Source organism: Streptomyces sp. UH6, assembly GCF_013421635.1.
GTDB lineage: Bacteria > Actinomycetota > Actinomycetes > Streptomycetales > Streptomycetaceae > Streptomyces > Streptomyces abyssomicinicus.
Map to the genome: position 1 here is coordinate 1 of NZ_JACADT010000189.1, position 7,868 is coordinate 7,868.

The 7,868-nt window shown below is 71.1% G+C and carries 8 protein-coding genes; 4 read left to right on the top strand and 4 right to left on the bottom strand.

Annotated elements, in window-relative coordinates; all coding sequences use genetic code 11:
• On the top strand, positions 1 to 903 hold a 903-nt coding region (locus tag HW445_RS12275), incomplete at its 5' end, for a CU044_5270 family protein (protein ID WP_180221057.1).
• 114 nt (positions 904 to 1,017) lie between these two features.
• Positions 1,018 to 1,920: an aminoglycoside phosphotransferase family protein gene (locus HW445_RS12280; RefSeq protein WP_180221058.1), complete on the top strand. Its 903-nt coding sequence runs from the start codon at positions 1,018 to 1,020 to the stop codon at positions 1,918 to 1,920.
• A 215-nt stretch (positions 1,921 to 2,135) separates the two neighbouring features.
• On the opposite strand, the gene HW445_RS12285 is transcribed toward HW445_RS12280, so the two are convergent.
• Positions 2,136 to 3,254 (bottom strand): acyl-CoA desaturase, encoded by a 1,119-nt coding sequence (locus HW445_RS12285; RefSeq protein ID WP_180221059.1) that lies wholly within the window; start codon positions 3,252 to 3,254, stop codon positions 2,136 to 2,138.
• Between the two features lie 7 nt (positions 3,255 to 3,261).
• Positions 3,262 to 4,317, bottom strand: a complete 1,056-nt coding sequence (locus tag HW445_RS12290) for a ferredoxin reductase (RefSeq protein ID WP_180221060.1) — start codon at positions 4,315 to 4,317, stop codon at positions 3,262 to 3,264.
• 87 nt (positions 4,318 to 4,404) lie between these two features.
• On the opposite strand from HW445_RS12290, the gene HW445_RS12295 reads away from it, so the two are divergent.
• Together HW445_RS12295 and HW445_RS12300 are read left to right on the top strand one after the other, a co-directional pair.
• Positions 4,405 to 5,544, top strand: a complete 1,140-nt coding sequence (locus HW445_RS12295; protein ID WP_180221061.1) for a helix-turn-helix domain-containing protein — start codon at positions 4,405 to 4,407, stop codon at positions 5,542 to 5,544.
• A gap of 100 nt (positions 5,545 to 5,644) precedes the next feature.
• Positions 5,645 to 5,983 carry a co-chaperone YbbN gene (locus tag HW445_RS12300; protein WP_180221062.1) on the top strand — a complete coding sequence of 113 codons (339 nt, stop codon included), beginning with the start codon at positions 5,645 to 5,647 and terminating at the stop codon, positions 5,981 to 5,983.
• Positions 5,984 to 6,234: 251 nt separating this feature from the next.
• Here HW445_RS12300 and HW445_RS12305 read toward each other — a convergent pair whose 3' ends face one another.
• Together HW445_RS12305 and HW445_RS12310 are read right to left on the bottom strand one after the other, a co-directional pair.
• Complete coding sequence (locus tag HW445_RS12305; RefSeq protein WP_180221063.1) at positions 6,235 to 7,545, bottom strand: HEAT repeat domain-containing protein; 1,311 nt, start codon at positions 7,543 to 7,545, stop codon at positions 6,235 to 6,237.
• Between the two features lie 25 nt (positions 7,546 to 7,570).
• A complete protein-coding gene (locus tag HW445_RS12310; RefSeq protein WP_180221064.1) occupies positions 7,571 to 7,741 on the bottom strand; it encodes a hypothetical protein in 171 nt (56 codons plus the stop codon).
• Positions 7,742 to 7,868: the final 127 nt, after the last annotated feature.

A 7,868-nucleotide genomic window follows, 5' to 3' on the forward strand; every position in this document is an offset into this window, starting at 1 on the left:
GACCGGGCCCGGCACCAGGTGCTCAAAGCGATCGCCCATGCGGACCAGCGCACCCGCACCGGCCCCGGTCGCCGCCATGCTCTGCGCCTCGCGGCGGGCGCGGTGGTCGCCACGGCGATCACGGGGACGGCGGTGCTGACCGGCACGGACGGCTCCGGTGAGGGCGGCGCACCGGGCACGAGCACCCCGCGGCTGGAGAACGCCGCCGCGACGGTGCTGAACGGGGCGGCGTCGTGGGAGCGCGAGCAGGAGAAGGAGCCGGTGGCGCCGCGCGACGACCAGTTCATCTACTCGAAGCGGATCATCCAGGAGACGGAGCAGAAGACCGGCGAGGTCAAGACCTACACCGACGAGATGTGGGAGTCGGTGGACGTCTCCAAGCCCTCCTTGAGCATGGAACTGGGCCGCGAGATGTGGGAGGGGCCCGCGGACGAGGGCGGCGGGGTATGGCCGCCCCGGAAGTGGAGCGAACTCAAGAAGCTGCCCCAAGACCCGGAGAAGCTCATCTCGGCCATCATCTCCCTCGGCTCCCGGTCCGACGACCGGCCCATCAGCGATCTCGACGAGTTCGAACGGTTCGAGGCCTACTGGCTGCTCGGGGAACTCCTGAAGAACCCGGTGCTGCCCCAGGGACTGCGCCCCGCGGCGTACGAGGCGCTGGCCCTGGTGCCCGGCATCAAGACGATCCCGGGGGTGAAGGACTCGGCCGGGCGGGCCGGGGTGGGGATCGCCTCCACCGAGCTCGGGTCCCACGAAGGCAAGTACCTGATCTTCGACCCGGCGTCGTACGCATTCCTGGGCTTCCGCGACGAGCGGATCTCGGCTTCCGGGCAGAAGAAGTACATCCAGCTGTCGCACGTGGAGGACTGGGGGATCGTCGACCGGGTGAGGCAGCGCCCGTAGTCCGGCCGCTGTGTCGCATCCGGCGGGCGGGACCCTCGAGACCGCCGGCACCGGCAGATGGACGCCGGTGCCGGCGGCCCTGAGGTTCGTCCTGCCCCGGTAACGTGATCTCGTATGACCGACTTCGAGATCGAGATCACCGCAGACCTGGTGCATGACCTGCTGCTGGAGCAGCATCCGGATCTCGCAGGGCTGGCCCTCCGCGAAGTGGCGGGCGGGTGGGGCAACCAGATGTGGCGCCTCGGGGACGATCTGGCTGTCCGTATGCCGCGTCAAGAAGGTGCCTCGGCCCTTCTGCGCAAGGAGTGCCGGTGGCTGCCCGTCCTGGGCCCGCGCCTGCCGCTCCCCGTCCCCAGCCCCGTGCGGATCGGTGAACCGTCCGCGCGCTTCCCGAAGCCCTGGACCGTCATGACGTGGATCCCCGGCGAGCCGCTGGACCACACCTCCATCAGCCGCGGCGACCACGCGGCCGACACGCTCGCGGCCTTCCTCACCGCGCTCCACGTGGAAGCACCCGAAGACGCGCCGATCAGTGAGGACCGCGGCGACCACCCCAAGAAGTGCACGGACGGCTTCGACCACTACTTCCACGCCGTCGTCCCCGCCGACCTCGCCGAGGCCGTCCGCGCCGTGTGGGACGACGCCGTCGCGGCCCCCGAACGGGAGGGCCCGCCGCTCTGGGTGCACGGCGACCTTCACCCCGCGAACGTGGTCGTCTCCGAGGGGACGCTCTCGGGCGTGATCGACTTCGATGCCATGTTCGCCGGCGACCCGGCCTGGGACCTCGCGGCTGCCTGGGTGATCCTTCCCGCAGGCGCCGTCTCCCGCTTCTTCGACGGATACGCGCATGCGGACGAGGGGACGATCCGCCGTGCCCGCGGGCTGGCCGCCCTGAAGAGCCTGTTCCTCATGCTCATGGGCCAGAACGGGGACCGAGGTCTTCCCGGCGGCAAGCCGGCATGGGGCCCTGCCGGCCGGGCAGCTCTCGACCGCGTTCTGACAGAGCAGTTGCTGTAGACACGGGGCGACGAGCCCCCATCCGCGCTCGCTGCCGGAGCTGCCACGATCACTGGACACACGCCAGTACCAGGATCGACTTCCTCTTCGTGAAGGCCTACGCCATCCACAACGCCCACCGTCCACCCAGCCCGCCCGTCGGCGGACCGGGTGCGCACGCACCCGGTCCGCCGACCCGGCCGAACGATCCGAACGATCGGCACCCCTACGGGAAATCAGGCCGCGACGAGCTCCTTCTCGCGGTCCGGCGCCGTGACCTTCGGCTTCCTGTTCGGCAGCGAGAGCCGCACGACCTTGCGCCACGCGGAGTACACCTGCTTGGGCAGCGGACCGGTGACGTACTCCAGCTCGTACTTCTCGAACAGCGCGCGCACCTTCACCGCGACCTCGGCGTACCGGTTGCTCGGCAGGTCCGGGAACAGGTGGTGCTCGATCTGGTGCGACAGGTTGCCGGTCATGAAGTGCATGGCCTTGCTGCCGCTGATGTTCGCCGAGCCCATCATCTGGCGCAGGTACCACTGGCCGCGCGTCTCGCCCTTGATCGACCGGCGCTCGAAGACCTGCACGCCCTCGGGGAAGTGCCCGCACATGATCACCGAGTGGGACCAGAGGTTGCGGACCAGGTTCGCGGTGAACGTGGCGGCGAGCGTGGTGAGGAACGACGGGCCCGACAGCAGCGGGTGGATCACGTAGTCCTTGAGCACCTGCTTGCGGATCTTGCGACCCACGGCCCTGGCCCGCGCGCGGAACTCCGGGTTGTTGCGGCGGCGCTTGTGCAGGTTCTTGCCCAGCTCCAGGTCGTACGCCGCGATGCCGTACTCGAAGAAGCACGCGTTGATGAAGTTCCACAGCGGCTGACCGAGGTGGAACGGGCGCCACTTCTGGTCCTCGTCGACGCGCATGATGCCGTAGCCGAGATCGTTGTCCTTGCCTATCACGTTGGTGTACGTGTGGTGCAGCTCGTTGTGCGAGTGCTTCCACTGATCGGCCGGCGAGACGTGATCCCAGTCCCAGGTGGTGGAGTGGATCTTCGGGTCACGCATCCAGTCCCACTGTCCGTGCAGGACGTTGTGACCGATCTCCATGTTGTCCATGATCTTCGCCACGGACAGACCGGCGGTGCCGAGCAGCCACGCGGGCGGGAAGAACGAGAACAGCAGCACGCCCCTGCTGGCCAGCTCGAGCTTGCGCTGCGCCGAGATGACCTTACGGATGTAGGCGGCGTCCTTCTCGCCGCGGTCGGCGAGCACCTCGTCGCGGATCGCGTCCAGCTCGCGGCCGAGCTCCTCGATCTGCTCCGCGGTCAGGTGGGCGGTGGGGTCGATGGCGGTCACGGTGCTCCTACCGTTCGATGTCACAGGGGCCCGCCGCGGCGGACACGCAGGTCTGGATGAGGACGCCCGGCTCGGCCTCGGTGATCTCGCCGGTGCGCAGGTCGCGGACGGCGCCCGCCTTGAGCGGCGTGACGCAGCCGAAGCAGATGCCCATGCGGCACCCGGAGGGCATCAGCACGCCGGCCTCCTCGCCGATGTCCAGCAACGGCGTGGCGCCGTCCGCGTCGACGGTCTTGCCGGTGGTGCTGAACGTGACCTCCCCGCCGTCACCCGCGACGACGACGGAGGGACGGAAGCGTTCGGTGTGCAGGCGGTCCTGGACGCCGTGCCCGCTCCAGTGCTCCTCGGCGGCGTCGAGCAGACCCGCGGGCCCGCAGGCCCAGGTCTCGCGCTCGGCCCAGTCGGGCACGAGTTCGTCGAGACGGGCGATGTCGAGCATGCCGTCCGTGGCGGTGTGCACCTCGGTGAGCAGCAGCTTCTTGTCCGCGACCAGCTCGTGCAGTTCGTCGCGGAAGATGACGTCCTGCGGCCGCGGCGCGCAGTGGACCATGACGACGTCGTCGAACTCGGTGTCGCGCAGCATGCCCATCACGGGCGTGATGCCGCTGCCGGCCGTCAGGTAGAGCACCTTGGCGGGCTTGGCCGGCGGCAGCACGAAGTCACCGGTCGCCTGGTCCATCCGGATCAGCGTGCCCGGTCTCGCCCTGCGGACCAGGTGGTTGCTGACCTTGCCGTCCGGGATCGCCTTCACGGTGATGCTGATGCGGCCGTCCCGGCGGTCCGTCGGCGAGGTGACGGAGTAGGCCCGCCACAGGCGCACCCCGTCGACGTCGACCCCGATCCGCACGTACTGGCCGGCCGTGTGGCCGCGCCAGCCCCGCCCCGGCCTGATCACGATGGTCGCGGCGTCACCCGTCTCGGGGTGCACGGCCTCGATGCGCCCACGCAGGTCGGCACCCGCCCGCAGCGGGCTGACCAGGTCGAGGTAGTCCGACGGCAGAACCGGCGTCGTGACCATCTCCAGCAGTTTCCACGCCCTGCTGCGCAGGGCTGCACTCGTCATGGCTCCAGCTTGCTGCGCCTCAGGGCGTAAAGTCCTGACCGAAGGACGTAAATCTGATCGGCTAGATTGTTCGCAGGGAACAAAAACGTGAGCCATGCAATCCGGAGGGCCAGTGAATTGGCCCTGGACGAGACGACGGTCACCGCGCTTCGGGCCGCGCTGAAGACCACCGCCGACGAGGTCGTGCAGGCGATCATCGACGAGGTCCCTCCCTACGCCAGCGCGCTCTCGGGCCACATGGGCGCCACCATCCGCCGAGCCGTCCGCACCGCACTGGGGCACTACCTGGACCTCGCGAGCGGCAGCGCCACAGGCGGCGACGGCGGTGACGCGGCCTACGAGCTGGGCCGCGGCGAGGTGCGCGACGGCCGCTCGATGGACGCCCTGCTCAGCGCCTACCGCGTCGGCGCCCGCGTGGCCTGGCGATGCCTGGCGGCGGGTGCCGTACGCGCGGGACTGCCCGCCGCCGAGGTCGCCAAGTTCGCCGAGCTGACCTTCGCCTACATCGACGAGCTGTCCGCCGCGAGCGCCGCGGGCCACGCCGACGAACTGGCAGCCCGGGGCAGGGAGCACGAGCGCCACCTGGAGGACCTGGCCCGCGACCTCCTCGCCGGTGCGAGCCCGGACGTGCTGCTGACCTCCGTCCAACGGGCCGGGTGGCAGCCTCCGGTGTCGCTGACCGCCGTCCTGCTGCCCGCCGCCCAGGCCCGGCCCGCCTACCGCGTCCTCGACCCGAGCACCCTGGTCCTCGACGATCTGCCGGACGCCACCGGTGTGCTGCTCGTCCCCGATGCCGACCGATCGCACCTCTTGCGGCAGCTGACCGACCGCACCGCCGTGGTCGGCCCGGCCCGGCCATGGACCCGTGCGTCCGCCTCGTACGCACGAGCCGCACGCGCGCGCTCCCTCTCCTCCGACATCCGCGACACCGAGGACCACCTGCCCGAACTGGTGCTGAGCGCCGACGTGGACGCGTTCGCGGACCTGTGTGCCCGAGCCCTCGCACCGTTGCGGACCTTGCCTGCCGCGACCGCACGGCGGCTGGAGGAGACGTTGCGGGCGTGGCTGCTGCACCAGGGCAGGCGGGACGAGGTGGCGGCGGCGTTGTTCGTCCACCCCCAGACGGTCCGGTACCGGATGTCGCAGCTGCGGGAGCTGTTTCCGGACCTCGCATCGCCGCACCGGGTCCTCGAACTGACGCTGGCGGTCGGCCTTCGGCCCGTCTGACACGCACGTCGACCGCGCCCGGGGTCCCGTGACGGCTCCTTGCCCACACGGCGTGAGGGATGATGGGGAGGAACGACGGAACGTGAGGGCAGGAGCTCCCATGACGAAGCGGGTCCACCGACCCCGTGAGGACGCGGAATTCGACTTCATCCTCGGGATGAGCGCAGTTCCGGTCCTCGCGTACTTCACCGGGACGTGGCCCAAGGCGATCGAGCCGTGCCGGGAGATGGACCTCGTCGTGGCCGACATCGCCGACGACCACACGGGCCGCCTGACGGTCGTCCGTGCCGACATCACGCGTTGTCCGGCAGCGACCGAGCGTTACGGGGTCACCGGAGCCCCGTCCTGCGTCCTGCTGAAGGACGGCGAGGCGGTGGCGCACGGCACGGGGCCCATGACCCTCGCGGAGGTACGGACATTCCTGGACGGCCACCTCTGAGCAGCCGCCGTCGACACGAGGTTCCGCCCGTGACCGACCACCTGGCCGCCGTCATGGCGATGCTCGGCCGTACGGGCCGGACCGGGGGATGTGACGTGGTCAGGGTCGGCACCTCGATCCGCGACAGCAGCTCCGGCTTGATCCGGTGGGGTCGGCGCCCACATCGCCGGCTGCGAGCTGTTCGCCGACACCGACGCCCTCGACGTTCCTGACGCCCCGGGGCATCAGGGGGGGGCGTCCCTGTCCGCGGGTCACCGCTCCGGCGTCGTGCAGGCGGCGCGATCCCGGCGGCGCCGCTCCCACCCCCACACGCCGTCCGCGCGCACGTCTTCATGGAACCGCGGGTCGAGCCGGCCCACGCGTTCGCGGGCCTGCGGGGTGCGGGGATCGTCCAGCAGCGACAGCCCGAAGGCGCCCTCCAGGCGCAGTTCCTGGTCGTCCTCTTCGAGGAGCGCCCACAGCGCCTCGGTCACCGACGGATGAGGGGCGCGTGCCCAGCTGAGCGCGTGCGCGGCCGCGAGGCGGACCGCATGGACCTCGTCGTCGAGCAGCTCCAGGACGGTCCGCCGGGTCCCGGGGAGCCGCCGGACGGTGTGACCGGCCGCCTCCGCCGTCGCCGCCCGCACCTCGGGATCCTCGTCCCGGGCCAACGCGTCGACCGCGGTGAGGGCCGCCGCCGACGGCGGCCACTGCCACATCAGCAGGCAGCCGGCTGCCGCACGGCGCACACGCGGATCGGGATGACCCGCATGGGGAAGGACCACGGCGGCCGAGCCCTCGTCGGCCATGGCCAACGCCTCCAGCACGGTGGCCAGAACCGCGGGATCGGACTCCTCCGCGGCCCAGGCCAGAAGGACGCGGTCCGCCTCCTCCTGCCGTGCCTCGCTGTGCGCGACGACGACGCCCAGGACACGCAGGTACTCGGCGACGAAGAAGCGGTGAGCCCGGTCGGGGTGGCTCCGGTGCCCGAGGACGGCCCGCCAGGTCCGGTCGCTGCCGCGTTCCTGAAGGACCGACAGGGACTCCCAGAAGTCCACGTGCCGCCCATCCGTGCGGGCGGCGCGGACGACCAGTTCGCCGGGCCGGGTGAGGACGCGGAACGCCCACTCCAGCTTGGTGAGAACCGCGCCGTACCCGGCACGGACGGTACGGCCGCCGAGGGTGACCTGTTCGACGTCCGGCTCCTCCGAGACGTCGTCCGCGTCGTCCAGGACGCGCACGACCTCCGCGGGTCCTCGCGCCCCGGACAGCCGACGCAGTTCCGCCTCCGCCCCGGCGCCGTACCAGTGCCGGGCCAGGGCCAGCAGCCGGACACGTTCCGCGGCCGGCAGACGAAGACGTGGCTCCTTGCCCAGCAGGGCGCCCACCAGGCCGGGGGAGCCCGACGCGACGGCGAGCCCCAGTGGGGTGGTCCCGTCCGGCAGCCGACGATCGGGATCGGCCCCGCCCTCGACCAACTCCCTGGCCCTGGGCACCTCGAACGCCCGGATCGCGGCGAGCAGCGCCTCGCCCGCCGCCGCTCCGACGTGGGCGCCCGCCGCTCCGTCCGCCTGCTCACCCATCCGTACCCACCCCCGGCTCATCGTGTCATGCCTGGTCGTACGGAAGCTCCGGCTTCTCCTCTCCGTCGAACTGGCCCGCACTCATCGACGCAGCACCGATCCGACTGCGCGGATCCGACCGATCGACGCGTTCTTCTGGCTCGCCTTCGCCGGCTTCCCGCTCATGACCGCCGTCCACATCGTGAAAGGTGTCCACCGGGTTCGCACCCGTCGCCGTCCTACGGCCTGAGTCTGCGCGAGGTGCCCGCGCTCGCCACGCTGGACCTGTCCGCCCGACAGGGTTCCGGGCTTGCGCTTTCCGTTGCGGCAACTTCTACGGTCAG

Excerpts from the sequence above, each read along its gene's own strand:
- HW445_RS12305 (WP_180221063.1), bottom strand. The coding sequence starts at position 7,545 with ATGGGTGAGCAGGCGGACGGAGCGGCGGGCGCCCACGTCGGAGCGGCG.
- HW445_RS12290 (WP_180221060.1), bottom strand. The coding sequence starts at position 4,317 with ATGACGAGTGCAGCCCTGCGCAGCAGGGCGTGGAAACTGCTGGAGATG.
- HW445_RS12280 (WP_180221058.1), top strand. The coding sequence starts at position 1,018 with ATGACCGACTTCGAGATCGAGATCACCGCAGACCTGGTGCATGACCTG.
- HW445_RS12300 (WP_180221062.1), top strand. The coding sequence starts at position 5,645 with ATGACGAAGCGGGTCCACCGACCCCGTGAGGACGCGGAATTCGACTTC.